Here is a 25,548-nt window from a genome sequence, read left to right as displayed (position 1 = left end):
GGGAGGACCGAACCTCAGGTTGGGGATGAAGAGCGGATCACCAGGCTGGTCGGCACGGTGATCGAGAGCGGGGTACGGCCGGCGATCACATCGGTGAGCAGCCGGACCATCTCCTCGCTGATCCGTTCCAGCGGATGCCGGACGGTCGTGAGCGGCGGCTCGGTGGTGGCCGCCAGCCCGGAGTCGTCGAAGCCGACGATCCGGACGTCGCCGGGCACGTCCCGGCCCGCCTCGCGGAGGACCGGCAGGGTGCCGGCCGCCATCCCGTCGGACGCCGCGAACACCGCGTCCACCTCGGGGACCCGGTCGAGCAGCGCGCGCATCCCGGCCGCGCCGCTCTCCCGGCTCCAGTCGCCGTGCACGATGTACGCCGGGTCGACCGCGAGGCCGGCCGCGGCCAGGGCGTCGGAGTACCCGCGGAGCCGGAACACGCCGCCGAAGGTGTCCTGCGGGCCGGTGATCGTGGCGATCCGGCGGCACCCGGCGGCGAGCAGGTGCTCGACCGCCGTACGGGCGCCGCCCCAGTCGTCGGCCGAGACCGAGCTGATGGTGTCCTCGAAGCCGAGCACCTGACCGCACGCGACGATCGGGACCTCGGCCTGGACGAGCTGCCGGAGCAGCGGGTCACCGGAGTGCGGGGAGACCAGCAGGACCCCGTCGACATGGCCGCCGGAGAGGTACGCGATGGTCCGCTCCCGCTCCTCCGGCGTCGACGCGATCATGAGGATGAGGGTGAGCTCCCGGTCGGAGAGCGCCTGGGCCACCCCGCGCAGCAGCACCGAGAAGTTCGGGTCCTCGAAGAGCAGGTGCTGCGGCTCGGTGAGCAGGAACGCGATCGACCCGGACCGGCCGGTGGCGAGCGACCGCGCGTGGTGGTTCGTGGTGTACCCGGTGCGGGTGATGGCGTCCCGGACCGCGCGGACGGCTTCCGGGCTGACCCAGTCGCGGCCGTTCAGCACACGGGACACCGTCGCGTAGGAAACCCCGGCCTCGCGAGCGACATCGCGGATGGTGGGGCGTTTACGCGACTGCACGTTCGGGATCATAGCTACGCCTTGACCCCACCGGCGGCCAGGTCGACCTGCCAGTAGCGCTGCAACGCCAGGAACAGGGCGATCAGCGGGATGATCGAGACGAGGGCGCCGGTCACCACGGCCGTGTACATGGCCGGCTGGTTGGCGCCCTGATTGAGCAGGCCGTTCAGGCCCACGGTGATCGGGTAGAGCCGGTCGTCGCCGAGCATGATGTACGGCAGCATGAAGTTGTTCCAGACCGCGACGAACTGGAAGAGGAAGACCGTCACGAGGCCGGTGCGCATCATCGGCAGCACCACCCGGATGAAGGTCCGCCAGTCCCCGGCGCCGTCGATCCGGGACGCCTCCAGGATCTCGGTCGGCACCGACGCGGCCGCGAAGATCCGGGCCAGGTAGATGCCGTACGGGCTGATGAAGCTGGGCAGCAGCACCGCCCAGTAGGTGTTGGTCATGCCGACCTTGGCCAGCAGCAGGTACTGCGGGATGGCCAGCAGGACGCCGGGTACGAGGACGCCGGCCAGGATCAGGTTGAAGACGAAGCCCTTGCCGCGGAACTCGAACTTCGCCAGCGCGTACCCGGCCATCGCCGAGACGAACGTGGAGACGGCGGCGCCGAGGCCGGCGTAGACGGCGGTGTTCGCCATCCAGCGCCAGTAGAGGCCGTCGCGGTAACCGTTCAGGTCGACCAGGTTGTCCCACAGGTGGGTGCTGGGAGACAGGGTGAACGTGGAGAACAGCTCGCCGGCGCTCTTGGTCGAGGCGATCAGCACCCAGAGGACCGGGAGCAGGCAGTACGCGGCACCCAGGAGAAGGAGCGTCGTCGCGATGACGCTGCGATGTTTGACAGCCATGATCAGTCTTCCTGGTTGAACGCCCGGCGCCCGACGAGCTTGAGGAAGCCGAAGGACAGGATGAAGGCGGCGAGCGCGATGATCACCGAGGTGGCGGCGGCCGCGTAGATGTCGTTGCGGGTGAACGCGTCCCGGTAGACCTTCATGAGCGGCGTCCACGTCGTCGAGATCGTGTTGGCGAGCGGCCGCAGGGTCATCGGCTCGGCGAACACCTGGAGCGTGGCGATCATCGAGAAGACGAACGTCATGACCAGCGAGGGCATCACCATCGGGATCTTGATGCGCCACGCGATCGTGATGTCCGAGGCGCCGTCGATGCGCGCCGACTCGTACAGGCTGGTCGGGACCGCCCGGAGCGCCGTGTAGATGACGATCATGTTGAAGCCGGTGCCGCCCCAGACCGCGATGTTCGCCACCGACCACAGGGTGAGGTCGGACGACAGCAGGTTGGGCGGGGTGATGCCCACCGCCTCGAACAGGTCGGTGATCGGACTGACACGAGGGAGGTAGAGGAAGCCCCAGAGAAGTGACGCCACCACGGCCGGTACGGCGTACGGAAGAAAGATTGAAATCCGCGCGAACTTGCCGATCGACTCCCTGGTGCGGGCGGCGTCCAACAGGAGGGCCATGAGCAGGGCCAGGCCCAGCATGGTGGGCACGACGATGAGGCCGTAGGCGCCGACCCGCCACACGCTCGGCAGGAAGTCGGGGTCGGTGAGCGAGCGGGCGTAGTTGCTCAGCCCGGCCCACACCTCGGTCCGCGACGCCTTACCCAGCCCCAGGCCGCTGACCTGCGTCTTCCGCAGGCTCAGGTAGCCGGCGTAGATGATCGGCGCGGCGAGGAAGGCGGTGAAGAGGACGAGGGCGGGGGCGAGAAAGGCCCAGGGTACGCCTGTCCGTTTCGCCTTTTTCGTCGATGGGGGTCGAGTTGTCGCCACGGCGGGCCTGTCAATGGTCAGCGACATCGCCGAACCTCTCTTCCGGATAGGCCCGGGCTCCACGCGAGCCCGGGCCCGGGGATCATCCGGCGACGTTGAAGCCGCTGTTCTTCAGGTCGTCGACAGTGGTCTGCTGCATGGTCACCAGCGACTCGGTGAACGCGCTGGCCTTCTTCGCCTCGGCGGCCTTGCCGAACGCGTCGTTGAACGCGCTGTACGCCACGTTGACGTTGGGGCCGTAGGTGAACGGCTTGGTGGCCTTCGCGGCCTCACCGGCGATCGTGTAGAAGTCCGCCTGGTCCGAGAAGAACGCCGGCGGCGAGGTCAGCACGCTCGCGGCGTCGCTGGCGGCCGGGTAGATGTTGGCCTCGGTCGCGAGCAGCTTGAGCGCGGCCGGGTCGCTGTTGATCCAGGAGACGAACTTGGCGGCCTGCGCCTTGTGCTTGGTCTGGGTCGTCACGCTCGTGGCCGAACCGCCCCAGTTGCCGGTCGCCGGGCTGGCGGCGTCCCACTGCGGCATGGCAGCGGCCTTCCACTTGCCCTTGGTGTCCTTGGCGCTGCCCTCGAGCACGCCCGGCGCCCACACGGCGCTGACCCAGCCGACCTGGGTGCCGTCGTTGAGGGCGGCGTTCCACTCCGGGGTGTACATCGGCTTGTTGTCGATGACGCCCTTCTCGACCAGGCCACCCCAGTACGCGGCGACCTTCTGCGTGGCCGGCTCGTTGATGTTGACGCTCCAGGCGTCGCCGTTCACGCCCCACCAGGAGGCGCCGGCCTGCTGGGCGAGGCCGGTGAACAGGCCCGCGTCGGTCGCCGAGAACGTGCCGAGGTACTGCTTCGGGTCCGCCTTGTGGATCTTCTCGGCGGCCGCGGCGTAGTCGTCCCAGGTCTTCGGCGCCTCGAGGCCGTTCTTCTCGAAGACGTCGGCGCGGTAGAAGAACATGAGCGGACCGGAGTCCTGCGGGACGCCGTAGACGGCCTCGGAGCCGAGGGTCACGCCGCTCCAGGAGCCCTCCGGGAATCTGTCCTTGAGCGAGCCGACCTCGGGCGCGATGTCGGCGATCGCGTCCGCGGAGACCAGCGTGGGGATCTTCTGGTACTCGGCCTGCATGATGTCCGGCGCGCCGCTGCCGGCCTTGATCGCGGTCAGCAGCTTGGTGACGGCCGGGTCGCCGCCGTCCTGCTTGTTGACCGTGACCTGGATGTTCGGGTTCGCCGCGTTCCAGGCCGCGACGACCTTGTCCATGTTCGGCGCCCAGGTCCAGTAGGTCAGGGCGACCTTCTCGTCGGGGTTCGACTGCTCGGTGGTGTCGTCCGAGCCGCTGGAGCAGGCGGTGCCGGTGAACAAAGCCGCTGCGGTCAGTGCCGCCATGAGCGGGGCGAATTTCGTTTTCATCGATCCTCCTTGATCGGCTTGGCCGGGGGAACGGAAGCCGAGGGCGGTGGGGTCAGCCCTGTGACCGGTTACAGTGCTGGTGTTACGGCGATGTGTCAAGCCCTTGCGTCTGACCCGTTACCGCTGTGTATCGTTCGGCCTCACCGGCCTGTGACCGGTTACAGTCAAAACTCGAGGAGGGGTTCTCGTGCCCACTGAACCAACGAGGTGGCCCGAGCCGCTCTCCGTCCGCCACCACGCCTGGCAGACGCCGCTGCGCCGGCCACGGATGAGCAACGACGAAGACGTACGGGACGGGATCGCCCTGACCAACCGGTACCTTCTGCGTGACGGCGTGCCGGTCATCCCGGTCTCCGGCGAGCTGCATTTCAGCCGGGTCCCACGGCACCGCTGGGCCGAGCGCCTGCGCCAGCTCAAGGCCGGCGGCGTGACCGTGGTGGCCAGCTACATCTTCTGGCTGCACCACTCGCCGCGCCGGGGCGAGGCGTCGTTCCAGGGCAACCTCGACGTGGCCGCGTTCGTCGACCTCGCCGTCGAGACCGGCCTCGACGTGGTGCTCCGGATCGGTCCGTGGTGCCACGGCGAGACCCGCAACGGCGGCTTCCCCGACTGGGTGCAGCAGGCACCGGTCCGGCACCGCACCGACGATCCGTTCTACCTGACACTGGTCCGCGAATGGTTCGGCCAGATCGGCGCGGCCCTCGACGGCCGTGCCTCGGCGACCGGCACGGTCCTCGGCATCCAGCTCGAGAACGAGCTCTACACCCAGCCCGAACACCTGCGCACCCTCAAGCGGATGTCCCGCAAGGCCGGCATGTCGGCACCCCTGTGGACCGCGACCGCGTGGGACAGCGCCGAACTACCCGAAGAAGAGGTCCTCCCCCTCTACGGCGGCTACGGCGACGGCTTCTGGGTCGAACCGGACGCCCCGTGGGCCCCGAACTTCCGCGACCACTACTTCTTCTCCCACGTCTGGGACGACCCCGGCATCGGCGCCGACGTCCGCCGAGCCCAGAACATCGAGGCGGCGAAGGGCGGCCCGCGCACCCCGTCCGACCTCTTCCCGGCCGCCACCTGCGAACTGGCCGGCGGCATGGCGACGGCCTACCACAGGCGCCCGCGCCCGGACGCCCTTGACGTAGCCGCCATAGCCCACTGCAAAATCGGCAACGGCTCAGCCTGGCAGGGCTACTACATGTACGCAGGCGGCACAAACCCCGTCTCCCCCGGCGGCACGAGCTCCGTCCCCGCAGGTGACACGCACTCCGTCCACGCCCCCGTCCCCGCTGGCGGCACGCATCCCGTCCCCGCCGGCGGCATGCAGGAGTCACACGCCACCGGATACCCGAACGACCTCCCCCGTCTCGGCTATGACTTCCACGCCCCGGTCGGCGAGGCGGGCGCACTCGCCCCGAGCCACGCCGAACTCCGCCGCCAGCACGCCTTCCTGGCAGCCTTCGGCGACCGGCTGGCCGACATGCCGTCGTCGCTGCCCGAGGTCCGCCCCACCGGCGTAGAGGACTCGGCGACCCTCCGCTGGGCCCTCCGCAGCGACGGCACCTCCGGCTTCGTCTTCGTAGCCTGGCACCAGCCGCACTTCCCCCTCTCCACCTACGAGCAGGCCCGCTTCCGCATCGAATTCGACGACGAGATCCTCGAGTTCCCCTCGAAGCCCGTCGACATCCCACCCGGAACCCTCGCGCGCTGGCCGGTCAACACCGTCCTCGGCGGCGTACGGATCGCCTGGGCCACCGCCACGGCACTGACCCTGCTACCCGGCGAGATCCCCACGCTGGTCCTCATCGCCGATGCCGGCATCACCCCCGAGGTGGCCGTCGCGCACCTGCCCGCCGACTCAGCAGGCCGGTCGCACATCGACGTCCACGAGATCACCCCCGGCTTCGAACCGGTCCGTTTCGGCTCCCTCGACGTCCTGGTCCTCCCCTCCTCCGTGGCCGCGTCGGCCTGGGTGATCGAAGGCGACAACCGCCGCCTGCTGCTCAGCGACGACGAACTCCAGTGGGACGCTTCCGGCAAGGTGCGGGTCAAGGCCGCGGAGACCCCGAGGGTACGGGTCTACCAGCCCACCATCCGCACATTCGCCGACCTCGACCTCACCCCGCAGCAGAAGTCGGCAGCCTCACCGGCCCCGTCTCCGCTCCCCTCTCCGGACCTCCCTCCGGCGCCTGAGCGGGTAGCAGCCGACCAGGTGCGCGCCGCGGCCACGACGGTCCCGGTCAGCTACGGCAAACACGACGGCCGACCCTCCGCCCCGACCCCGGACACCTTCGACGAACTGGCCGCCGTCTATCGCCTGACCCTGCCGTCCTGGGCCGCCGACCCTGCTCTCGACCCCCTCCTCCGCATCGACTGGGCGGGCGACGTGGGCGAACTCCGCGTCGACGGCACCACGGTCACCGACCGCTTCTGGGACGGCTCCCGCTGGGTCGTCAACCTGACGGACGCGGGCTACCACCAGAACGCCGAGCTGACCCTCCACCTGCTGCCCCTGGCCGCAGGAACCCCTGTCCACCTCCCGTCCGACGCCCGCGAACGCCTGGCCGCGGTCGACGACCAACTGCTCGAAATCACGTCCGCCGAGGTCGTAGCCCGGACAACCGCCATCGAGTCCTGACCCCGACCACCCGTCAACTCCCCGCCGGCGCGACTCTTGCCCGCCGCGCCGGCGGGGCACTCCCCCGCTACACAGGCGGGACACCTGTGCAGCCACCTCGGCGGCGGAGACGTGTGTGGCCACCTCGCACCCCCGTGTGCATCCTTTCGCACGCACGTCTGTACCCCCTCGCACCCACGTGTGCATCCCTTCGCCCGCACGTCTGTACCCCCTCGCACGCACGTGTGTAGCCACCTCGCACGTCCGTCATGGTGCGACCGCCTGGCTGCCGCCCCGCACTCCCCGCCCGTCAGGCGCGGTCGGGAAGCGTGGCCCTTGCAACCCCGTCGACGAGTGACCTGACCCTCGCCGACGGGGTCGCTTGTTGAGACCCTTCATTCGTACGCCCCACCTCCTTCCCTCACGTCCTGCCAACGACGCTAAACCCGGCCCCAAGGGACGACTCAAGCCCCGCGACCTAGAATTTTTGAACTCACCTTGATGCGGCAGAACGAGTCGCCCTGAGAGACGCCATCTCAGGGTTTAATCAGCGAGGTGTCAGGTTCGCAAATGGCGTTCGAATCGGCACGATTTTGCACTTAGCGGGGCCATCCGCGACCTGGAACAATTTCATGCATGCGAGGGCAAGGCAGTTCTTTCAGCAGGTCGACTGCCTGCGGCGGATGCATGAGGCGTCCGCAACGATGTTCGCCGGCGGCCGCACGAAATGCGCGGCTGTGGAATCCCTACGTGGGTGCGTCACAATGCCGAGGAGGTGGTCAGGAAAGTGCGTGACGATCTACTGTCGGATTTTGTCAATTCCAGTTGTCGATGTGGACGTCTTTCGGGGAGGGTGCGCCTTCGCCTGTTTCCAGCAGCGACTTGAGGCTCATCAGGAAGAGGGCCCACTTGGTCGAGCAGTGGTGCATGAACTCGACCGGCTCGCGCCAGCCTTCGTGCTTGAAGAGGACGATGGTGAAGTTGCCCTCCTGGTGAAGGGTCCAGGTGATGGTGGTGCCGATCCACTCTTCGGGGCCGTCCACCACCTTCCAGGCGACGTGTTCGGCCGGCTTCAGGGAGGTGACCTCCATGTCGAAGCCGCCCGGGACGAAGCGGAACTCGATCACGCCACCCTGGTCGGGGCTGCCCTTGGTGTCGTTGGTCCACCAGGCGGACAGGCCTTCGATGGTGGTGAGAGCTTCGTAGACCTGTTGCGGGGTTGAGTCCTTCACGCCTACGCGGTGCAGGATGTCGGGCATTGCTTCCTCCTATGACTTGCTCTTCGGGTTGAGCTCGCTCTTCTGCGTGGGCTGGCTCTTCTGCGTGGACTGGCTCTTCTGCGTGGACTGGCTCTTCTGCGTGGGCTGGCTCTGCGTGGACTCGTTCTTCTGGATGGCCTCGGCGATGAACTTGATGCGGCGCAGACGGGCGTCCCACGCTGAGCCGACCTGGTTGAGCTGGGCCACTGCTCGGGCCAGTTGGGCGTCGTCTACGTGGTATCGGCGTTCGCGGCCGGCCGGGGCTGAGCGGACCAGGCCGGCTCGGTCGAGGACGGTGAGGTGTTTCGCCACGGCCTGGCGGGTCACCGACATCTGCTGGCTCAGTGAGGTGGCGGTGCCGTTGCCCTCCACGAGCAGCAGATCGAGCATGCGGCGACGGGTCGGGTCGCCGATGGCCGACCAGAGGTCGTCGTCGATCACGGACAAGGCGCACCGCCTTCAGCGAGTGGGGAACGGCCTTCAGCAGAGGGAAGAAAGGAGGCGGTCACGGGTGGGACTGGAGCTTCTCGGCGTAGGGGGCCAGGCGGGGAAGGAAGTGGTTCCAGCCGCTGACGTGGTCGTTGAAGCACTGCTCCAGGACCGCGGCTTCCCAGCCGCGCTCGCGGAAGCCGGTCTCGGTCATGCGGAGCAGGGTTCCGTCGCCGGAGGGGTGCAGCTCGAACGTGACCAGGAGGGAGTTGCCGGCGGCGGCCACCTCGCCGGGGCCGTGGGTCCAGCGGAACTGGAAGAGGGCCGGGGGCTTCGCCTCGACGACGGTGAACTGCTCGACCTTGTCGCCGAAGCTGATGTGGCCGGGTTCGCCGGCTACGAGAGAGTAGTCGGCGTCGTCCGGCCACCAGCCCTTGATGTGCTCCGGACTGCTCACCACGTCGAAGACCACCTCGGGCGTCGCCTCGATGTAGATCTCGCGTTCGATCGCTCCGAACTCCATGCCTACCTCCTGCGAAACGGGCTGCTGCAACCTTTGGTTGCGTATCACGCTAGCGGAGCGGCGGGCCGAAGCGCAACCATCGGTTGCACATGGTCTTTTATGGCGTCGATACGTTACGGTTCCGTGCCAAGGTCATCAGGCAGTTCCCAGGAAGGTGGCGCGGCGATGGTCAGCATCGGTACGGCGGCGATCGGTCGCGGACTGCGGCGCCTCGACACGGTCCACGGCGCCATGATCGTGCTGACGGTGAACGCGATCGTGTTCTCCGGTATCGCGGGTGTCGGCGCGCTGTTCCTGATGTTCTTCTTCGCCGATGAGACCGGGACGTGGGGACGGCTCTGGCCGCTCGTCGCCGGATGGGTCGCCGCCGCGGCGCTCGGTGCGGCCAGTGCGATCTCGACCGTGCGGTTCGCCCGGCGGCCCCACGAGGCGCCCCGCGTCTGGGACGGCGTCACCGCTCTCGTCACGGCGGTGGCCTCGGGAGCGTGGCTGATCCTGCCGGAGGCGGCGTCGCCGGTCGTGCTGTTCACGGCGGCGCCGTTCGCGATCGCCAACGTGGCCGCCGCGTGGGTCCTGTTCGGAGCGGCCAACGCACCGGCGCCGGCGACCGAGTTCCCCGCCTTCACGCCTGCGGCCGGCGATGAGGGCTTCAATGACGTGGGCGACATTTCAGAAATGTCCGAGGTGGCGGGCAGGGCTGGAGCTGACGGCTCGAGCGAGGGAATGGCTGTGCTCGGGATCGGCGTGCGCACGGCGGGCGGCAGCGACGGGCACGTGACCAGCAGCTTCGACGGGCGCGCGGCGGGCGACCTTGGTGGGCGCGCAGCGGGTGGACACGCGGCGGGTGGCCTTGGTGGGCACGAAGCGGGCGGGTTCGGCGGGGCGGGGCTGGGGTCGGGGCTGGCGACCGGGCTTCGGCTGGGGACGGGGTTCGGGCTTGATAGCTCGGGGGCGTTCCGAGGGCTACGGGGGCGGGCTGCCCTGAACAGCCTTGGTGGGATTCAGCCTTCGCGCCGGGCTCGGGCGAAGGCTCGTCGCTGAACGTCCCGTGATCCGAGCCCGGGCGGTCTCGGCTGGGCAGGCACGATCGGCCATCCCGCGGCCTGCGTCGGGAGGCTTCGGGCGAGGCGATCGCTGTCGAACCGATGCGGTCCGCGCCAGGCAGCCTTGGGGCAGGAAACGACAGCCTGAGCGTGGATTGCTCGGTGAAGTGGCGGTTCAGGTGAGGTGGGGGAAGGTTCCGAACGGGGCCACCGGGCCGCTCGCGAGGGTCATCTTGAGGGTGGCTGCCGGTACCCGGTCCAGCGGCGGCAGAGTTGGCTGCTCGGCGGTCATGCCCAGGGTTATGTGGGGGCGGTAATCATCGCCTACCAGGCCCAGCGGGGGTTGGCCCAGCTCCAGGAATCGGTGGTGGAGGGCGTTCAGCTCGGGGGTTCGGATCACCTCTATGCCGAAGTAGTGGCCGCCCGTCGGGACGTAGTAGTCGCCTGGTGGGACTACGGCGAAGAGGAGGCCTATCGGTTTCACGTCGAAGGTTCGGCCCTGGTGGGATCTGACCACGGCCGGCATGTCGCCCGGGTCGGCGTCCACGTGCAGGACTGAGACGTGGGGAGGGGACTTCTCGCCCAGGAGCATCAGCGGGGTGTGGGCGGCGCCGATCGATTGGGAGAGGGCTATCAGGTCGCGGGCGGTCTGCGGGTCGGGGCGGAGGACTACTCCGTAGGCCATTCAGGACTCCAGGACTCCGTGGCGGGCCATGATGTCGGCTCGGCGGCGGGCGTTGACGGTGCGGACCCGGTTCGGGATGCAGAAGGCGTCGGCTATCGTCCACAGGCCCAGGCCGCCCAGGGTGAAGAGCATCGCTATCGAGCGGGCCGTGTCGCCCAGGTAGAAGCGGTGGCCGCCGAGCAGACCGGTCACGGCCCAGATCAGGAAGACGGTTCGGGGTTCCTTGCGGACCGCGGCGAATTCGGATTCGGCTCGCAGGATGCGGTAGCGCTCCCACTCCGGCATCGGCTCGCTCATCGGGCAAACGATAGCGCCAGCCATCGGACTGGCGAGACCGAAGAGTGCCGGTCAAGAAAGAAAAAGGGCGGTCCCCCGTACAGAGAAAGCGAGGCCGCCGCCCGGAAAGGGCGACGGCCTCGCTCAGAAAGACCCGGTCAGACGCCGGCGCGCTCCTCCGGCGACGAAGGCGACGCAGGCGACGCAGGGGCGGAGGGGGACGAAGGCGACGAAGGAGTAGAGGGGGTGGCGGAAGACGAAGCGGAGGACGGCGAGGAGGAAGGAGACGACTGCAGCGCCGCACCCTCCACATCCAGCTCCGGCAGCCAGCGCAGCCAGGACGGCAGCCACCAGGCCGAGCGGCCCAGGAGAGCCAGCGCCGCCGGGACCGCGATCATGCGGACCACGAAGGCGTCGAAGGCGATGCCTACGGCCAGGGCGAACGCGATCGGCTTGATCGTGTCGTTGCCCTCCGGGACGAAGGCCGCGAAGACCGCGAACATGATGGTCGCGGCGGCCACGACCACCGGGGCGGCCTGGCGGAAACCGGTCACGATGGCGTCGCGCGGGGAGGCGCCGTGGGCGTGCGCCTCGTGCATGCGGGAGACCAGGAAGACCTGGTAGTCCATCGCGAGACCGAAAAGGATCCCGACGATGATGATCGGGGCGAGGCTCAGGATCGGGCCGGTGGAGCCGGCGTTGACCGCCGAGGCGGCCCAGCCCCACTGGAAGACCGCGACCGTCGCGCCGAACGCCGCGGCGATGGTCAGCAGGAAGCCGAGCACGCCGACGACCGGCACCAGGATCGAGCGGAAGACCAGCACCAGCAGCACGAACGCGAGGCCGACGACGAGGGCCAGGTAGACCGGGAGCGCGTCGTTCAGCTTCTGCGAGACGTCGATGCTGACCGCCGTGTTGCCGGTGACGTACACTTCGGCGCCGTCACCGTCGGCCACCGTGTCGCGGATCGAGTGGACCAGGTCGACGGTCTTCTCGTCCTCCGGGCCGGACGCCGGGATGATCGTGATGAGCGCGGCTGACTGATCCTGATTAGGCCGCGGCGGGGTGGCGAAGGCGACGTCCGGCAGCGACGCGACCTGCTTCTGGACGGTGGCGGCATACTGCACCGCGTTGGGGCCGTCGACCAGGATGAGCAGCGGGTTGCTGACGCCCGGACCGAAGCGGCTGTCCATGATCGCCTGGGCGCGGGCCTGGGTGCTGCCCTCGGCGGCCCGCTGGTTCAGCGTCGTCTGCATCGAGAAGAACGGGATGGCGATCACGGAGAGCACCGCGACGGCGAGGATCAGGCTGAGGGTGCGCTGCTTGGTGACCAGGTGCGCCCAGCCCTTGATGAAGCCGCGGCCGACGGGGAGCTCCTCCGCGCCGGACACGTCACGCTGCTTGCGGGGAAGGGCTTTCAGACCCACAAAACCCAAGATCGCGGGTACGAGGGTGATGGCCACCAGAACGGCGATGACGATCGTGGCGGCGGCCGCGAGACCCATCTCGGTGAGGAACGGGATGCCCACGACCGAGAGGCCGGCCAGCGCGATCACGACGGTGAGGCCGGCGGTCACGACGGCCGAGCCGGCGGTGCCCACGGCCATCGCGGCGGCCGGTTCGACGTCGAGGCCGCGGCGCAGCTCGTGCCGGAAGCGGGTGATGATGAACAGCGCGTAGTCGATGCCGACCGCGAGACCCAGCATCACCGCCAGGATCGGGGTGGTGGACTGCAGGTCGACGAAACCGGTCAGGGTGACGATGCCGGCCGCGCCGATGCCGACGCCGACGATCGCGGTCAGCAGGTTCATGCCGGCGGCGACGAGCGAGCCGTAGGTCAGGGCCAGCACGATGAGGGCGACCACGACGCCGAGGATCTCCGAGGCGCCGCCGATGTCGGCCGGGTTGCTGAGCGCCTCACCGCTGGCCTCGACGGTCATGCCGAACGCGCGGGCCTGCTCCACCTTGTCGATGAGCGCCTCACGCTCCTCGTCGGTGACCTCGGACGGCTGCACACCGAACGTGACGGTGCTGTACGCGGCGCCCTGGTCCTGCGACACCGTCGGGTTCGCCTGGTCGAGCGGGTTGCTCACGCCGACGACGCCCGGGACCTGGCCGAGCGACGCGACCGTCTTGGCGATCTGCGCGGCGTTCTCCGGGGTGGTGACGGTCTCGCCGGCGGGGGCCTCGAACACCACCTGCACGGTGGCGCCGGCCGACGCCGCGCCGAACTTCTCCTCCATCAGGTCCAGCGCCGTGGTCGACTCCTGGCCCGGGATGCTGAAGGTGTTCGCCGTCTTGCCGGAGAGCGTGGCCGCGCCGACCCCGACGGCCACGAGGGCCAGCAGCCAGACGAGCGTGACGACGATCCTGTGCCGTACGGACGCCAGCCCGAGGCGATGCAACAAAGTTGCCATGAGGGGTACTTCCCTTTCAGGGTGTCCTGTGTCCAAGAGCGTCGTAACCGACCTCGACGAGGACGGCGGTGAGCGCCGGTGTCATCCGGTCGCGGAGCGCGACGCTGCCGACGGCGAGAGCGCCCAGCGCCCCCGCGACGCGCAACGTCCGGCTCTCGTCGCAGAGGAAGGCGTCGCCGAAGGCCTCCGAGATGGCTTCGCCGACGACTTCCAGGGGTTTGTCGCCCGCGCTCTCGCCGGTCGGGCCGCCGTCGTTGAGCAGCGAGGACAGCAGCAGCGCCACGGCGCCGGGCTGGGCCAGGGCGAGTTCGGCGATCCCGGTGATCACGGCCCGGTCCCGCTCCGGGCCGACCGGCAGGTCCGAGACGCCGGCGGCGGTGTTCCTGATCCGATCGACACAGCGGGCGATCACGGCCGTCTGGAGCGCCTCCTTCGTGGGGAAGCGGTGCAGCAGGCCGGTCTTCGAGTAGCCCACGGTGTCCGCGATGCGCTGGAGCGACGTCTCCTTGAAGCCGTGGCGCGCGAAGAGGCCGGCCGCGGTGTCGAGGATCTCGTCGTCGATCTGCTGCTTCGTGGGGCGAGGCATAGGACCACGGTAGACCGTAATGGACCAAGATGGTCCGGGAGGGACCGTGTCGGTCCCCACACTGGGTGATGCTAGGTTTCGCGGTTCCCGCTCAGGAAAGGGATAAACCCGGAGAGGTACGGGTCGGGGCCGTCCATGGCGCGCCCGAAGACGAGGTCGTCCTCGGAGTCGCACTCCACGAGATAGATCGGCAGATACTGCTTCTTGACCGAGTTGATCGTGGCGGAGACCGGGACGACCGGGCCGGTGAAGTCGTCGGCGTCCGGCCGTTCGAGGAGTCGTTCCACCGCATCGTCCGAGATTTCGGATATTTCCGTGATTTCGTGGAATGTGGTGCCGTCGGTCAACCGCAGCGCCGGCTGGGTCAACCACACCGTGTGGATCGCCGTCGCATAGGGCACCGGTCCCCCGGTGAACCCGTCGAACCGCAACAGCATCCGTCGCCCGGCAGCCAGTTGATAGCGCCGCCCGTCCGCCACCGACCGCCGGCCCAGATCGGTCAGGCTCAGCTTGTCGCCGTCGCGGACCAGATGACCGATCCCGGCCAGGTGGCGTACCACCCGGGCCACCATCGGCTGCTCCACCCCGAGGAACTCGGCCAGCTCCTCGGTCCGATCCAGCCGGCCCTCGGCCACGGCCCGGGAGAGGTAGCGGTCGAGGACGTCGTACGACTGGGACTCCCGCACCGTCGCGGTCACCTCGACGGCCCACACCGGGAGCAGCAGCGGCACGATCCGTCGCGGCCGCACCCCGGGCAGCGCACCGACCCGCCGCTCGATCTCGCGGAGGGGCAGGTGGGCCGGCTCGGTCACGGCCCGGCCCGCAGCCGTACGCGGTTCGCGGCCGGCGCCTTCTCCAGCAGCCGCTCCAGCACGCTCGCCGTCAGCAGGCAGGCCACCTCATCCGGCACGAGCGCCGACCCGCCCTCACGCAGCGCCGCCGACCCAGGCTCACGCAGTGCAGGCGACCCGGGCTCACGCAACGCCGGCGATCCGGCCTGGCGCAACGGCGCTCTCGCCACGTCGCCGGCGAGGACCGCCCGGCGGGCGCGGACCAGCGGCACGAGCGCGACCGGCAGCGTGGCCCGGCCCGCGTCGACGATCACCACGAGGTCGAACGCGAGGTCGCCGTGCTCGGGGCGGCCGACGCCGAGGCACGTGGCCGCGACCACGTCGGCGTAGCGCAGCAGCTCGGCGTGCAGCTGACGGCTGGGACGCGCGACCCGCTGCCGCCATTCGCGCAGGAGTCCGGCCCGGCCGCGCAGCACCGGTTCGAGCGCGTCGCAGCGGGCGGCGAACCCGGCCATGCCCGGGGCGTCGGCGATCCACCCGGTCTCCGGGGCCACGCCCTCCATGAGCCGGGTGAGCTGGTGCGCCGAGCGTTCGGCGGCCTCGAGCGCGCGGTGGGCGGCCAGGTCGGCGAACGCGGCCCGATCGGCGGCGGCCCGCACGGCGCCGTCCTGTTCGACCTGCTTCTCCAGCCGGTTCTGGCGGCCTGCGTACTCCTCCCGGGCCTGCGCCAGCGCACCGTTCGCCACGTCCGCCGCCGGGACGGCCGAGGCCAGCCGGGTCCGCAGCCGACCGGCCCGCCAGCGCCCGAATCGCGAGCTCTCGGCCCGTTCCAGGGCGGCGCCGAGCCGCTGGACGGCCTCGCCGGCGAGCGCCGCGGCTCGTTCGGCGACCTCGACGACCCGGCGCTGATCGCGTACCGCGCCGCCGAGCCGTTTCCGCGCGGCCGCCGCGATCTCGTCCCGCTCGGCGCCGGCCACGTCGGCGCGGGACCGTTCCTCGGCGGCCTCGGCGAGCGCACTGCCGAGCCGCCGGAGCCAGCCCATCGCCGGCGACGGATCACCGAGCCACGGTTCGAGCCGGAGCGCCGCGGCCTGCGAGCGCGCCAGGATGCTCCGCTGCATCTCGGCAGCGGCGGCGGCCAGGCTCGCGTCCCCTCCGGACTGATCGGCGCGCACGACGAGATGCCCGGGCGGCAGCCGGGTGACGACGGCGTCGACGGCCGCCGCGTCCGGTCCGGTGACCAGCACCCGCTCGCCTCGCTCCGCCGCCGCCCGCACGATCTCCACGAGGGTCAAGGTCCGTGCCGCGCCTTGCGGCGCCACGAGACAGAGCAGATCGGGTACGGCGAGAGCCCTCCGCACCGCCTCAGCACGGTCGGGCGCCGTCCCGCTCGCATGTGAACCGACATTCCCGGCCTTCGCCGCATGCCGCCCATCCACCCCGGCCGAGGAAAGGCTCCCGCCCGCCGGGGCGATCCCCGGTGGCGGCAGGAAACGGCCCTCCGCCAGCAGGGCGAGCAGCCCGGGATTCGCGGTCGCGCCGGCCCGCAGCCGCACGATCGCATCCCGCTGGATGCGCCCCGCCAGGCCCACCTCGGCCCGCTGCACCGGGATCCGGCCGGTGTCCATCTCGTGAGCCGCCACGACGGCCATCTCCAGGGCGGCGCAGAACCGGTCGTTCCGATAGCGTGCGGACGACTGAACTCCGACGATGGCGTCGACAGCGACGGAACCGCGGCCACCGGATTCGTGGCGCTCGCGGTCATCGCGATCTAGATCGACAGAGGTCGACGCCATCCGCTCACCATAGTTGCGCCGCGTCAGACACAACAAACACGCTTTGTGCGCCTGAGGCCACCGCATTGCCCCTGGAAGCGCTCCCACCGCACGATCACCCGCATACCGCATACCCGGCGGGCACACTCGTCGATTCACCCGTGCGAGTGACATGCCGGGCATCCTCGCGCGCTCACCCTAAGTGACGACTCGGGACCTCTGCGCATTCCGTACGAAAGAAGCTCTTGATGTTTGACGGGCTCTCGCGGCTGATGATTCGATCACGGCATGCCGATCGCCGTGCCGCCCGCCGACCTGATCTTCACCGGTGGACGTGTCTTCACCGCCGATCCCGCGCTCGGCTACGCCACGACCGTCGCGGTGCGCGGCGGCCGGATCCAGCAGGTCGGGGCCGACGAGGTACGGGACTTGCTGACCGGCCCGGACACCGAGATCGTCGACCTGGACGGCCGGCTGCTGCTGCCCGGGTTCCAGGACGCGCACGTGCACGCCGTCATGGGCGGCGTCGAGCTCAACCAGTGCGACCTCAGCAACACCACCGACGTGGGCGAGTACCTGCGCCGGGTGCGGGAGTACGCCGACGCCCACCCGGATCTCGAGTGGATCGCCGGTGGCGGCTGGGCCATGGAGAGCTTCCCCGGCGGGGTGCCCGGGCGTGAGCTGCTGGACAGCGTCGTACCGGACCGGCCGGTGTTCCTCTCCAACCGCGACCACCACGGCGCGTGGGTGAACAGCCGGGCGCTGGAACTGGCCGGGATCACCGCGGACACCCCGGACCCGGACGACGGCCGGATCGACCGGCAGCCGGACGGCACCCCGGCCGGCGGCCTCCAGGAGGGGGCCATGCGGCTCGTCACCGACCTGCTGCCGGAGACCACCGCGGCGGACCGGCTGGCCGGCCTGTACCGCGGGCAGGAGCTGCTCTTCTCGCTCGGCGTGACGGCCTGGCAGGACGCCATGGTGTGCGCCACGAACGGGTACCCGGACGTCTCGGACGCCTACCTCACCGCGGCCCGGGACGGCTCGCTGCGCGCCACCGTGGTCGGCGCGCTCTGGTGGGACCGTGACCGGGACGCCTCGCAGATCCCGGAGCTCGTCGCGAAGCGGGAGCGGTTCACCACCGGCCGGCTGCGCGCAGGCAGCGTGAAGCTGATGCTCGACGGGGTCGCGGAGAACTTCACGGCCGCGATGACCTCGCCGTACCGGGACGGGTGCGGCTGCGCCACCACGAACCGGGGGCTGTCCTTCATCGACCCTGCGCTGCTGCCGTCGTACGTCACCGAACTGGACGCGCTCGGCTTCCAGCCGCACTTCCACGCGCTCGGCGACCGGGCGGTGCGGGACGCGCTGGACGCGGTCGCGGCGGCGCGGGCCGCGAACGGGTTCACCGACACCCGCCCGCACCTCGCCCATCTGCAGGTCGTGCACCCGGACGACGTGCCCCGGTTCCGGCGGCTCGGGGCGAGCGCGAACCTGCAGGCGTACTGGGCGTCGCACGAGCCGCAGATGGACGACCTGACGATCCCGTTCCTCGACCCGGACGCGGTGGGCCGCCAGTACCCGTTCGGTGACCTGCGCCGGGCGGGCGCCCACCTGGCCGCCGGCAGCGACTGGCCGGTGACGACCCCGGACCCGCTCGAAGCGATCCACGTGGCGGTCAACCGGGTGCACCACGGCAGCGACCACCCACCGTTCCTGCCGGGTCAGGAGTTGGATCTCGGGACGGCGCTCACGGCGTACACGGCGGGGTCTGCCTTTGTGAATCACCTCGACGATCGTGGGGTGATCCGGGCCGGGTACGTGGCCGACCTCGTGGTGCTCGACCGTGATCCGTTCGACGCGCCGGTGCAGGAGATCGGCGCGGCCTCGGTGGCACTCACTTACATCGACGGAGCTCAGGTCTATGCAGCTTAAGAGACTAGTCCGCAGTCAGAGCTAATCCGCTGTGAAGACTAGTCCGCGATGCACAACAAGGAAGACCCGGGAAAACTCCCGGGCCTTCTCCGGCGGTCACTTCTCGGCGGGAACGTCCTCGTCGTCGTCGGCCTCGTCGGCGGGCGCGGCCTGCTGCTGGTGGGCGTGCCGAGCCGGCTGCTGGGCCTGCTGCGGGGCGGCGGCCTCCAGCTCCTCGGCCACCGGCTCCTCCTCGATCACCTCGGCGGCGAGCTGGGGCGCGTCCATCCAGAGGGCGCGCAGCTGGCTCTGCATGAAGGCGGTGAGCCGGCCGCGGTACTCGCGGTCGAAGTCCTCGAGGGCCTCGATCTGCTGCTGGAGGGCCTCACGCTTCTGGCCGAGGCTGCCGACCACGTCGTCGTAGCGCTGCTGGGCCTGGTTGCGCAGCTGCTCGGCGCCGGCCATCGCGTCGGCGCCGATCGTCTCGGCGCGGGAGCGGGCGTCCGCCACGATCTTCTCGGCGGTGCGCCGGGCCTCCTCGGCACGGGCCTGGGCGTCGCGGGCCATCTGCTCGGCCGCGGCGCGCGCCTCCGCCATGACCCGGTCGGCCTCGCGGCGCACGTTGTTCGCGTGCGCCTGCGCGTCCCGGGCGATCTGCTCGGCCGCCGCCAGCGCGTCCGTACGGATCTTGTCCGCGTGGTGCTGGGCGCTCGCCACGTGCTCCTCGGCCGTGCGCTGGGCGAGGGCCAGCACCTGGAGCGCCTGGTTCGGCAGGCCCGGGTTCGGCGGGATCATGGTGTGCTCCGAGGTCTCACTGTCCGTCCCATTGAGCAGCACTTCGACACGTTCCTTATCTGATTGTCAGCGCAGGGGGGATCAGGTCCGGCCCCGGGTTCCCGTCGGAGCTGCGACCATGATCGGCGGATGCTACCAACTTGAGCTGGCCGTTTGCGAGAGAGCAGCGGATCACGCCGAGCAGGCGATTTCCGGAACCGGGCACGAAACGGATATTCGCCCCAATAGGCTCTGATCATGTTGGCCGCTCTTCTCACTGCCGCCCTGACGGCCGGTTCCGCGCTCGTCCCCGCCCCGGCCGGCGCGGCCGGCTCCCCGGCCAGCGCGGCAGGCTCCCCGGCCGGCGCGGCCGGGGCTCTGTCCGGCGCGGCCGGCTCTCTGGTCGCGTATTGGCGGATGGACGAACAGCCCGGCGCCACCCGGATGATCGACAGCAGCGGCAACGGCCTGGACGGCAGAATCGGCGACGAGGTCGCCACCGGATTGACGTCCGGCGACGACATCGGCTACCACTTCGACCGGCTGGAACCGGACACTCCGCCTACCCGGCCCGGCCATCTGGTCGTGGTTCCCGACTCTTCGGCCCTCGATCCCGGCACCGACGACTACGCCGTCACGGTCCGGCTCCGGACGAAGAACAAGTTCGGCAACATCATCCAGAAGGGCCAGGCCACGGTCGCGGGCGGCAACTTCAAGCTGCAGATCCCGAGCGGCCGGGTGGAGTGCACGTTCCGGGGCACCAAAGCGTTCCTCGAGGTGGTGGCGCCGTACTCGATCAACGACGGGGATTGGCACATCGTGCGGTGCGTGCGGGTCCGCGCCGGGGTGGCTTTGATGATCGACGGGCGGCAGGTGGCGGCGCGCAGCGGCTGGACCGGGCCGATCGCGAACGGGTGGCCGGTTTCGATCGGCGGCAAGCTGGACTGCGACCAGATCGACGTGGGTTGCGACTACTACGCCGGGGACCTCGACTACATCACGATCGAGTCCGCCCCCGAGCAGTGGTGATCCCGCCTCTCCCCCCACGCCGATCTTGTGAAGTTCCGCGGGAGCGGTGCTGCGGAGCTTCACAAGATCGGCGCAGGGGGCGAGGCACGGGAGAGGCGCGCGGGGAGACGCTCGGGAGAGCGGTCAGCGACCGAAACCGCGTGCCAAGCGGTGGTACGCCTGGTTCCAGCGCACCTCCTTGGCGAACGACCTCGTCGTGGTCGCCTCGTCGATCACCAAAAGCTCGGTGCCGGCCATCTCGGCCAAATCGGCGAGTTCCTCGGCGCCGACCGACGCGGACAGCACGGTGTGGTGCGGCCCGCCCGCGGTGAGCCAGCACTCGGCCGACGTCTCGAGTGACGGCGCCGGCTTCCAGACGGCCCGGGCGACCGGCAGCTTCGGCAGCGGCGCGGTCGGCGGTACCACCTCGATCTCGTTGGCGACCAGGCGGAACCGCTCCCCCAGGTCGGCGAGGCCGAGCACGATCGCCGGGCCGGGCGCCGCGTCGAAGACCAGCCGGACCGGGTCCTCGCGGCCGCCGATGCCGAGCGGGTGGATCTCCAGCTTGGGGGTGCCGGCCGCGATCGTCGGGCAGACCTCCAGCATGTGGGCGCCGAGGATGACCTCGTTGCCCGGCGTGAGGTCGTACGTGTAGTCCTCCATGAAGGACGTGGCGCCGCCCGGGGCCATCGCCTTGAGCGTGTGCACCAGCACCGAGGTCTTCCAGTCGCCTTCGCCGCCAAAACCGTAGCCGTCGGCCATGAGTCGCTGGACCGCGAGGCCGGGCAGCTGGCGCAGACCGCCGAGGTCCTCGAAGTTGCTGGTGAACGCCTTGAAGCCGCCCTCGGTGAGGAACTGCCGGAGACCGATCTCGATCCGGGCGCCGTAGCGCAGCGAGTCGTGCCGATCACCACCGGGCAGCAACGAGGGCGAAATTTCGTAAATGTCGGAATACTCCCCGACCAACTTGTCGATCTCAGTGTCCAGGACCTGGTCCACCACCGCCACCAGGTCGTTCACACCGTACGTGTTCACCGACACGCCGAAGCGGAGCTGCGCCTCGACCTTGTCGCCCTCGGTGACGGCCACGTCCCGCATGTTGTCGCCGAATCGGGCCAGTTTGAGGCTGCGCATGGCCGCGTAACCACGCGCCGCCCGTACCCATGTCTCGATCTTTTTAACGACCGCCGGATTGGAGACGTGCCCGGCCACCGTCTTGCGCGGAACCCCGAGGCGGCTCTCGATGAACCCGAACTCCCGGTCGCCGTGGGCGGCCTGGTTGAGGTTCATGAAATCCATGTCGATCTCGGCCCAGGGCAGCTCGACGTTGTGCTGGGTGTGCAGGTGCAGCAGCGGCGCCCGCAGCGCGTCCAGGCCGGCGATCCACATCTTGGCCGGCGAGAACGTGTGCATCCAGGTGATCACGCCGAGCACGCCGGGCGTCGACGAGGCCCGCCGGCACACGTCGAGGATCTGCTCGGCGCTGGTGAGCACCGGCTGCCACACCACGTCGGCGTCGATGGCGGCATCGAGCCGGGCGGCGATCTCCCGGGACTGCGACGCGACCTGGTCCAGGGTCTCCGGCCCGTAGAGCCCCTGGCTGCCGGTGAGGAACCAGACTTCCCCGTTGCTCATTTACTTGACCTTTCGCGTCACGAGTCGCTGCAGAACGATGAAGGCGAAGAGCAGAACGCCGACGATGATCCGGGTCCAGGCGGCGTTCAGGTCGCCCTGGAAGATGATGATCGTCTGGATCAGCCCGGTCACCAGCACGCCGAGGAGGGCGCCGAAGACGTAGCCGGATCCGCCGGTCAGCAGCACGCCGCCGATGACGCAGGCGGCGATCGCGTCGAGTTCCAGGCCGTTGCCCTGCAGGGCCCAGCCGGAGGTCGAGTTGATGCTGAACAGCACGCCGCCGAGCGCCGCGCAGAAGCCGCTCAGGGTGTAGACGGCGATCCGGGTACGGGCCACCGGCAGTCCCATGAGCAGCGCGGAGTCGGCGCTGCCGCCGATCGCGTACACGTTGCGGCCGAACCGGGTCCAGGCCAGCACCGCCGCGGCGATCAGCACCGTGATGATCGCGATGATGGCGACCGGCTTGGTGACGACGCCGTCGGCGAGCGGGATCCGGTATTCGGAGATCGCCTTCCAGGTCTCGTCGCGGATCGGGATCGAGCTCTGGTTGATGAAGAGCGCGATGCCGCGGGCCAGGAAGAGGCCGGCGAGGGTGGCGATGAACGGCTCCACCTTGAAGTAGTGGATCACCGCACCCTGTCCGGCACCGATCAGCGAGCCGAGCAGCAGGACCAGCACGAGTACGACGAACGGCGGCCACCCGCCCTGCAGCAGGGTCGCGGTCAGCGTGGTCGTCATCGAGATGACCGCGCCCACCGACAGGTCGATGCCGCCGGTGAGGATCACGAACGTCATGCCGACGGTGACCACCAGCAGGACCGCGTTGTCGCGGAACAGGTTGACGATGACGCTCGGCTGCCCGAAGTTCTCGTAGTTCGCCACGCCGGCGCTGTACATGATGACCAGCAGGGCGAGGGTCGCCAGGATCGGGATGTACTTGGCGTTCGGCCGGTAGACCCGGCGCCGCGGGTTGATCGGCGAGTCCTTCTTGCCGCCGGTCTCCGGGGTGACGTCGACGGTCGTCACGCGATGGCCTCCGTTCGCGTCTTGAAGCGCCCGAACACCTTGGCCCGGAACTCCGGCGACTGGGACAGGCAGAGTGCCACCACGACGATCGCCTTGAACAGCAGCGTCAAGTCGGACGGCACGCCGATCGCCACCACGGTGACGCCGAGCGCCTGGATGAGCACGGCGCCGAGCACGGTGCCGGCGATGGAGAACCGGCCACCGATCAGCGCGGTCCCGCCGATCACGACGGCCAGGATCGCGTCGAGCTCGATCAGGTTGCCGGCCGAGATGCTGTCCGCGCTCTTGATGTTCGCGCTGTAGATCAGGCCGGCGAGCCCGGCGAACGCGCCGGACACGACGTAGACCATCACGGTGATCCGCTTGGCCCGGATGCCGGCGAGCCGGCTCGCGGTCGGGCTGCCGCCGACCGACTCCAGCAGCAGACCGAGCGCCGTACGGCGGGTCAGCAGCGTGATCAGCACGACCGCCGCGACGGCGATCAGGAACGCCACCGGGATGGCCAGGAAGAACCCGGTCGCGATGGTGGCGTACGGCCCGGACTGCACGTTGATGATCTGACCATCGGTGATCAGCTGCGCGATGCCGCGGCCGGCCACCATGAGGATCAGCGTCGCGATGATCGGCTGGATCCCGATGATCGCGACGAGCGCGCCGTTCCAGAGGCCGGCCAGCAGCGACACCCCGATCGCGGCCAGCATGATCAGCAGGACGCTGCCGACGCTGTTCTGGTCGCCGAGGTCGCTGATCAGCAGGCAGGCGACCGCGCCGGAGATCGCCATGACCGAGCCGACCGAGAGGTCGATGCCGCCGGTCGCGATCACCAGCGTCATGCCGAGCGCCACCAGCACCAGCGGGGCGCTGCCGCGCAGGATGTCGATCAGGCTGCCGAAGAGGTGCCCGTCGCGCACCGTGACGAATTGGTTGGACGTGAACGCGTTGACGACCAGCAGGACCACGAGGATCGCCGCCGGCCAGAACAACCTGTTCTTGAGGATGGTCATGGGTTCGCTCCGCTGGCGATGGTTTGCATGATGCGGTCGGCGTCGACGTCCGGCGTGTTCTCCAGCTCCTCGACCAGCCGCCGGTCCCGGAGCACCGCGATCTTGTGGCTGAGCCGGAGGACCTCCTCGAGCTCGGCGCTGACGAAGAGCACCGCCATGCCGCCGTCGGAGAGCTCGGCGACCAGCTTCTGGATCTCCGCCTTGGCGCCGACGTCGATGCCCCGGGTGGGCTCGTCGATGATCAGCAGCCGCGGCTCGGTGATCAGCCAGCGGGCCAGCAGCACCTTCTGCTGGTTGCCGCCGGAGAGGTTGCGGACCTGGCGCTCCGGGTCGGCGGGCCGGATCTGCAGCGCCTTGATGTACTTGTCGACGATCTCGTCCTGCTTGCGGCGCGGGATCGGCCGGGTCCAGCCCCGGGAGGCCTGCAACGCCAGGATGATGTTCTCCCGGACGCTCAGCTCGCCGATGATGCCCTCGGTACGGCGGTTCTCCGAGGAGAACGCGATCCCCCGCTTCATCGCCACCTGCGGGTCACGCAGGTTGACCTGCTTGCCCTCGAGGCGCAGCTCGCCCGAGTCGGGCTTGTCCGCGCCGAAGAGCAGGCGGGCCAGCTCGGTGCGGCCGGAGCCGAGCAGCCCGGCCAGGCCGACCACCTCGCCGGCGTGGATCGTCAGGTCGAACGGCGCGATGGCGCCGGTGCGGCCGAGTTCCTTCGCCTGAAGGACCGGCTCGGCGCCGGCCGTCCGCTCCCGGGTGCGCTGGGCCTTGTCCTCCAGGGACTCCAGCGCCGCGAGCTCCTTGCCGATCATCTTCTCGACGAGGCGTACCTGAGGAAGGTCCTCGGTCTTGAACTCGCCGATCAGCTGGCCGTTGCGCAAAACCGTGAGCCGGTCGGAGACCTCGTAGATCTGGTCCAGGAAGTGCGAGACGAACAGGATCGCCACGCCGTCCGCCTTGAGCCGCCGCATCACGGCGAAGAGCTGCTCCACCTCGGACGCGTCGAGGCTGGAGGTCGGCTCGTCCAGGATCAGCACCCGCGCCGAGATGTCCACGGCGCGCGCGATCGCGACCATCTGCTGGATCGCCAGGGAGTACGTGTTCAGCGGCGCCGACACGTCGATGTCGAGATCGAGCCGGGCGAGCAGCTCGGCGGCACGCTTGCGCATGAGGCCCCACTGGATCCGGCCGAACTTGCGCGGCTCCCGCCCGATGAAGATGTTCTCCGCCACCGACAGGTTGGTGCAGAGGTTGACCTCCTGGTAGACGGTGCTGATGCCGGCCTGCTGCGCCTGCAGCGGGCCGTTGATGCGCACCACCTCGCCGCCGAGCCTCACCTCGCCGCCGTCGATGGTGTAGACCCCGGTCAGCACCTTGATCAGGGTGGATTTCCCGGCGCCGTTCTCGCCCATGAGGGCATGGACCTCGCCCGGGAACAACCGGAAATCGACGCCGTCGAGGGCGACGACGCCGGGGAAGACTTTTCGGATCCCGGTCATCTCGAGGACCGGGGACTGCTCGCCCATTCGTGCTCCGTTTCGAAGCTCCGCGGATGCCCCGGCCGGGCCGGCCG

Annotated in this window: 21 protein-coding genes and 1 pseudogene; 4 read left to right on the top strand and 18 right to left on the bottom strand. The window is 69.8% G+C overall.

The features are described 5' to 3' along the window. Positions 1 to 14 precede the first annotated feature (14 nt). From AB0G10_RS15500 to AB0G10_RS15485, 4 genes are read right to left on the bottom strand one after another with little or no spacing between them, the layout of a single operon-like run. Entirely contained in the window at positions 15 to 1,034 is a 1,020-nt protein-coding gene (locus tag AB0G10_RS15500) for a LacI family DNA-binding transcriptional regulator (RefSeq protein ID WP_360920897.1), read from the bottom strand. Between the two features lie 14 nt (positions 1,035 to 1,048). Further along, the gene (locus AB0G10_RS15495; protein WP_360920894.1) at positions 1,049 to 1,885 is read right to left on the bottom strand and encodes a carbohydrate ABC transporter permease; all 837 of its coding nucleotides are present in this window, start codon (positions 1,883 to 1,885) and stop codon (positions 1,049 to 1,051) included. Positions 1,886 to 1,887: 2 nt separating this feature from the next. Then, positions 1,888 to 2,850 carry a sugar ABC transporter permease gene (locus AB0G10_RS15490; protein WP_360920891.1) on the bottom strand — a complete coding sequence of 321 codons (963 nt, stop codon included), beginning with the start codon at positions 2,848 to 2,850 and terminating at the stop codon, positions 1,888 to 1,890. Between the two features lie 55 nt (positions 2,851 to 2,905). Continuing rightward, on the bottom strand, positions 2,906 to 4,219 hold the full coding sequence (locus tag AB0G10_RS15485) for an extracellular solute-binding protein (protein ID WP_360920888.1): 1,314 nt from the start codon (positions 4,217 to 4,219) through the stop codon (positions 2,906 to 2,908). A gap of 187 nt (positions 4,220 to 4,406) precedes the next feature. Between AB0G10_RS15485 and AB0G10_RS15480 the strand changes: the two genes are divergently transcribed. Further along, the gene (locus tag AB0G10_RS15480) at positions 4,407 to 6,854 is read left to right on the top strand and encodes a beta-galactosidase (RefSeq protein ID WP_360920884.1); all 2,448 of its coding nucleotides are present in this window, start codon (positions 4,407 to 4,409) and stop codon (positions 6,852 to 6,854) included. Between the two features lie 794 nt (positions 6,855 to 7,648). On the opposite strand, the gene AB0G10_RS15475 is transcribed toward AB0G10_RS15480, so the two are convergent. The 3 genes and pseudogenes from AB0G10_RS15475 to AB0G10_RS15465 all read right to left on the bottom strand — a co-directional run bounded on the left by AB0G10_RS15475 (position 7,649) and on the right by AB0G10_RS15465 (position 9,044). Beyond that, complete coding sequence (locus AB0G10_RS15475) at positions 7,649 to 8,092, bottom strand: SRPBCC domain-containing protein (protein ID WP_360920881.1); 444 nt, start codon at positions 8,090 to 8,092, stop codon at positions 7,649 to 7,651. 120 nt (positions 8,093 to 8,212) lie between these two features. Beyond that, positions 8,213 to 8,539: pseudogene (locus AB0G10_RS15470) on the bottom strand (metalloregulator ArsR/SmtB family transcription factor); the annotation flags it as partial. 58 nt (positions 8,540 to 8,597) lie between these two features. Next, a complete protein-coding gene (locus AB0G10_RS15465; RefSeq protein WP_360920878.1) occupies positions 8,598 to 9,044 on the bottom strand; it encodes an SRPBCC domain-containing protein in 447 nt (148 codons plus the stop codon). 165 nt (positions 9,045 to 9,209) lie between these two features. Here AB0G10_RS15465 and AB0G10_RS15460 point away from each other — a divergent pair, with 165 nt between their 5' ends. Further along, positions 9,210 to 10,085 (top strand): hypothetical protein, encoded by an 876-nt coding sequence (locus tag AB0G10_RS15460; RefSeq protein WP_360920875.1) that lies wholly within the window; start codon positions 9,210 to 9,212, stop codon positions 10,083 to 10,085. Between the two features lie 177 nt (positions 10,086 to 10,262). Here AB0G10_RS15460 and AB0G10_RS15455 read toward each other — a convergent pair whose 3' ends face one another. From AB0G10_RS15455 to AB0G10_RS15430, 6 genes are all read right to left on the bottom strand, one after another. Next, on the bottom strand, positions 10,263 to 10,772 hold the full coding sequence (locus AB0G10_RS15455) for a 2'-5' RNA ligase family protein (protein ID WP_360920872.1): 510 nt from the start codon (positions 10,770 to 10,772) through the stop codon (positions 10,263 to 10,265). Further along, complete coding sequence (locus tag AB0G10_RS15450) at positions 10,773 to 11,069, bottom strand: TM2 domain-containing protein (protein ID WP_360920869.1); 297 nt, start codon at positions 11,067 to 11,069, stop codon at positions 10,773 to 10,775. Positions 11,070 to 11,206: 137 nt separating this feature from the next. Next, positions 11,207 to 13,465 (bottom strand): MMPL family transporter, encoded by a 2,259-nt coding sequence (locus tag AB0G10_RS15445; RefSeq protein WP_360920866.1) that lies wholly within the window; start codon positions 13,463 to 13,465, stop codon positions 11,207 to 11,209. Between the two features lie 16 nt (positions 13,466 to 13,481). Beyond that, a complete protein-coding gene (locus tag AB0G10_RS15440; protein ID WP_360920863.1) occupies positions 13,482 to 14,051 on the bottom strand; it encodes a TetR/AcrR family transcriptional regulator in 570 nt (189 codons plus the stop codon). A gap of 71 nt (positions 14,052 to 14,122) precedes the next feature. Continuing rightward, positions 14,123 to 14,863 (bottom strand): MarR family winged helix-turn-helix transcriptional regulator, encoded by a 741-nt coding sequence (locus AB0G10_RS15435; RefSeq protein ID WP_360920860.1) that lies wholly within the window; start codon positions 14,861 to 14,863, stop codon positions 14,123 to 14,125. Continuing rightward, on the bottom strand, positions 14,860 to 16,638 hold the full coding sequence (locus AB0G10_RS15430) for an AAA domain-containing protein (protein ID WP_360920857.1): 1,779 nt from the start codon (positions 16,636 to 16,638) through the stop codon (positions 14,860 to 14,862). The genes AB0G10_RS15435 and AB0G10_RS15430 overlap by 4 nt, the downstream gene beginning before the upstream one ends. A 267-nt stretch (positions 16,639 to 16,905) precedes the next feature. On the opposite strand from AB0G10_RS15430, the gene AB0G10_RS15425 reads away from it, so the two are divergent. Then, positions 16,906 to 18,552 carry an amidohydrolase gene (locus tag AB0G10_RS15425; protein WP_360920854.1) on the top strand — a complete coding sequence of 549 codons (1,647 nt, stop codon included), beginning with the start codon at positions 16,906 to 16,908 and terminating at the stop codon, positions 18,550 to 18,552. A 96-nt stretch (positions 18,553 to 18,648) separates the two neighbouring features. On the opposite strand, the gene AB0G10_RS15420 is transcribed toward AB0G10_RS15425, so the two are convergent. Further along, a complete protein-coding gene (locus AB0G10_RS15420) occupies positions 18,649 to 19,368 on the bottom strand; it encodes a hypothetical protein (protein ID WP_360920851.1) in 720 nt (239 codons plus the stop codon). A 195-nt stretch (positions 19,369 to 19,563) separates the two neighbouring features. Here AB0G10_RS15420 and AB0G10_RS15415 point away from each other — a divergent pair, with 195 nt between their 5' ends. Then, on the top strand, positions 19,564 to 20,334 hold the full coding sequence (locus AB0G10_RS15415; RefSeq protein WP_360920848.1) for a LamG-like jellyroll fold domain-containing protein: 771 nt from the start codon (positions 19,564 to 19,566) through the stop codon (positions 20,332 to 20,334). Between the two features lie 123 nt (positions 20,335 to 20,457). On the opposite strand, the gene araA is transcribed toward AB0G10_RS15415, so the two are convergent. From araA to AB0G10_RS15395, 4 genes are read right to left on the bottom strand one after another with little or no spacing between them, the layout of a single operon-like run. After that, positions 20,458 to 21,948: an L-arabinose isomerase gene (gene araA, locus AB0G10_RS15410; RefSeq protein WP_360920845.1), complete on the bottom strand. Its 1,491-nt coding sequence runs from the start codon at positions 21,946 to 21,948 to the stop codon at positions 20,458 to 20,460. Further along, positions 21,949 to 22,974, bottom strand: a complete 1,026-nt coding sequence (yjfF, locus tag AB0G10_RS15405; protein ID WP_360920842.1) for a galactofuranose ABC transporter, permease protein YjfF — start codon at positions 22,972 to 22,974, stop codon at positions 21,949 to 21,951. After that, the gene (locus AB0G10_RS15400; RefSeq protein WP_360920839.1) at positions 22,971 to 23,978 is read right to left on the bottom strand and encodes an ABC transporter permease; all 1,008 of its coding nucleotides are present in this window, start codon (positions 23,976 to 23,978) and stop codon (positions 22,971 to 22,973) included. Before AB0G10_RS15400 ends, yjfF begins: the two co-directional genes overlap by 4 nt. Continuing rightward, a complete protein-coding gene (locus tag AB0G10_RS15395) occupies positions 23,975 to 25,501 on the bottom strand; it encodes a sugar ABC transporter ATP-binding protein (RefSeq protein ID WP_360920835.1) in 1,527 nt (508 codons plus the stop codon). Before AB0G10_RS15395 ends, AB0G10_RS15400 begins: the two co-directional genes overlap by 4 nt. Between the last annotated feature and the right edge of the window lie 47 nt (positions 25,502 to 25,548).

Source organism: Actinoplanes sp. NPDC023714 (assembly GCF_040639855.1).
In the GTDB taxonomy this organism is placed as follows: Bacteria; Actinomycetota; Actinomycetes; order Mycobacteriales; family Micromonosporaceae; genus Actinoplanes.
Note: the sequence above shows the minus strand (reverse complement) of the source record. Positions and strands in the feature narration are given on the sequence as shown.

Coding starts and splice junctions, on each gene's coding strand:
- AB0G10_RS15425 (WP_360920854.1), top strand. CDS start 16,906: ATGCCGATCGCCGTGCCGCCCGCCGACCTGATCTTCACCGGTGGACGT.
- AB0G10_RS15465 (WP_360920878.1), bottom strand. CDS start 9,044: ATGGAGTTCGGAGCGATCGAACGCGAGATCTACATCGAGGCGACGCCC.
- AB0G10_RS15495 (WP_360920894.1), bottom strand. CDS start 1,885: ATGGCTGTCAAACATCGCAGCGTCATCGCGACGACGCTCCTTCTCCTG.
- araA (WP_360920845.1), bottom strand. CDS start 21,948: ATGAGCAACGGGGAAGTCTGGTTCCTCACCGGCAGCCAGGGGCTCTAC.
- AB0G10_RS15455 (WP_360920872.1), bottom strand. CDS start 10,772: ATGGCCTACGGAGTAGTCCTCCGCCCCGACCCGCAGACCGCCCGCGAC.
- AB0G10_RS15415 (WP_360920848.1), top strand. CDS start 19,564: ATGTTGGCCGCTCTTCTCACTGCCGCCCTGACGGCCGGTTCCGCGCTC.
- AB0G10_RS15445 (WP_360920866.1), bottom strand. CDS start 13,465: ATGGCAACTTTGTTGCATCGCCTCGGGCTGGCGTCCGTACGGCACAGG.
- AB0G10_RS15485 (WP_360920888.1), bottom strand. CDS start 4,219: ATGAAAACGAAATTCGCCCCGCTCATGGCGGCACTGACCGCAGCGGCT.
- AB0G10_RS15440 (WP_360920863.1), bottom strand. CDS start 14,051: ATGCCTCGCCCCACGAAGCAGCAGATCGACGACGAGATCCTCGACACC.
- AB0G10_RS15395 (WP_360920835.1), bottom strand. CDS start 25,501: ATGGGCGAGCAGTCCCCGGTCCTCGAGATGACCGGGATCCGAAAAGTC.
- AB0G10_RS15460 (WP_360920875.1), top strand. CDS start 9,210: ATGGTCAGCATCGGTACGGCGGCGATCGGTCGCGGACTGCGGCGCCTC.
- AB0G10_RS15400 (WP_360920839.1), bottom strand. CDS start 23,978: ATGACCATCCTCAAGAACAGGTTGTTCTGGCCGGCGGCGATCCTCGTG.
- AB0G10_RS15490 (WP_360920891.1), bottom strand. CDS start 2,850: ATGTCGCTGACCATTGACAGGCCCGCCGTGGCGACAACTCGACCCCCA.
- AB0G10_RS15430 (WP_360920857.1), bottom strand. CDS start 16,638: ATGGCGTCGACCTCTGTCGATCTAGATCGCGATGACCGCGAGCGCCAC.
- AB0G10_RS15475 (WP_360920881.1), bottom strand. CDS start 8,092: ATGCCCGACATCCTGCACCGCGTAGGCGTGAAGGACTCAACCCCGCAA.
- AB0G10_RS15450 (WP_360920869.1), bottom strand. CDS start 11,069: ATGAGCGAGCCGATGCCGGAGTGGGAGCGCTACCGCATCCTGCGAGCC.